This window comes from Limnohabitans sp., assembly GCF_040400975.1.
Taxonomy (GTDB): domain Bacteria; phylum Pseudomonadota; class Gammaproteobacteria; order Burkholderiales; family Burkholderiaceae_C; genus Limnohabitans_A.
The window spans coordinates 1-1,693 of sequence record NZ_JBBAPF010000098.1; the positions used below are offsets into that span (position 1 = coordinate 1).

Annotated in this window: 1 protein-coding gene; it reads right to left on the bottom strand. The window is 54.2% G+C overall.

Translation table 11 applies throughout. The features are described 5' to 3' along the window. The coding region (locus ABWQ00_RS15970; RefSeq protein ID WP_353239644.1) for a DNA cytosine methyltransferase at positions 1 to 636 on the bottom strand (636 nt) is incomplete at its 3' end. Positions 637 to 1,693: the final 1,057 nt, after the last annotated feature.

Consider the following 1,693-nt stretch of genomic DNA (forward strand, 5'->3'; position numbering starts at 1 on the left):
CTCGCGGGAACGGTTGGTAGTGCCGTGTTTTGGGGGCAGCCGCTTCTGCTTGTCCATTGAAGGTGTGAAGGGCAACAAGCACTCCTCGGCTGAGTACTTCAAAGGGACACTTGACGGGAACCCAAAGGGCCGTTTGATGCTGTCGGACCTAATGGCCACCAGCCAGATTCGTGCACGTTGCTGAGGCACCCCGTGGTCTCGGGTGTTAAGCACTTGGTGGTGTACGTGATACCCATACCGAGTCAAAGAACTGACGATGGCGGCAAAGGTGGCAGGGTGCCTCTCGGGGAGGCCGCGGACATTCTCCATGATGGTTAGCCTGGGTTTGTGCTGCTTGATGTAGCGGAGGCTGGCCACCGCCAGGTTGCCACGGCCCCTGGCATCCGACCTCCCCTGCCCCAACCCGCAGGAAGAGAAAGGCTGGCAGGGCGCTCCCCAGATGTAGACGTGGCAGGGTGGCATGAGGGACACATCACGGGCCCGCACGTCCTCATAGAGCAGCTCTGGCTTTGACATGTGAGTCATGAGGGCACGGCAATGTGCGGCGATGTCGCTGGAGAACACGTGCACGTACTTCAAGCCAAGCTTCTTACAGGCCAGCACGGGCATGTCCATGCCGCCGAAGTCGGTGGCCACTTTGAGAACTTTAGGTGCTCGAACATGGCCTTGGCTAGGATCAGCGCCATTGCTGCAATGCTGGTGCTTGACACCCCGGGTAACTGGCGTCGGCAAGGCTGCCATTTGCTTGGTCAAAGGGCTACCGATTGTTGAGAGGGATGTGGCCCCACCACATCGCTCTCACACCTCAGGTACGACCGCGAGTGTTGAGAGACATGGTTCAAACCAAGCAACAAGTGAGTGTTGTTACTTTGAAAGAAATTTGGCATGTCAATGTTGAGTGACATGCCAAATTGCTTTCAAAGTAGCGTTCGTGATTACAAGGTGATGTGCCTCAACACTCAGGGACGTACCCGAGTGTTGAGGGCGATGTGGCCCCACCACATCTCCCTCACACCTCTGACTGCATGCTGGGGGTGTTTTCGGGTTGTTGCCCCACTCCGCCAAAATACCCACAATCTTTGCCAAGATTTGGCGTGTTTTGCCAACTTTGAATGTGCTGCGATGGCACGTAGGCTAAAAGGGACGACGATGTGACACACATCAAGGGCAAACAAATGTGGGGCAAAGAGTGCTACTCCACGGAAAGGGTATTATTCAACCAATTCGATGCTGGATGAGTGTGATTGTACACAGTATGTGTATCTGCGTGTGCATGGTGTTCACAAGTGTTGAGGCCTCTGTATGTTATCCCACACAAACATTGCCGTCGTGCCCAAGTTTGAATGCACTTTGATGATGCCGTGTGCGTTTGTGTGTGTGTCCGTGTGGGTGCGCAAGTTGTTGATGACAATGATGTTGGTGGACATGGCTGGTTGACAACAGTTCAAGTGCACATTTATCTACACAGAAAGGTTCATGCATGTTCATTCGTATGGGAATTCAAGTGGGCACACCTCACAGAAACATCAATGAACTTTCCGCCAGAGCATACACAACAGTTCCGTGTCTACTCGTCTGCACGCTACCCCCCTCCAGCGGCAGACACATGTGAAGCAGACCCAAAGCAGGAATTTGCCGCATCGACTGCCATGATGAGTTTGAAGAACTCAGGGCCAGTGTAGGCGGAGCGGGC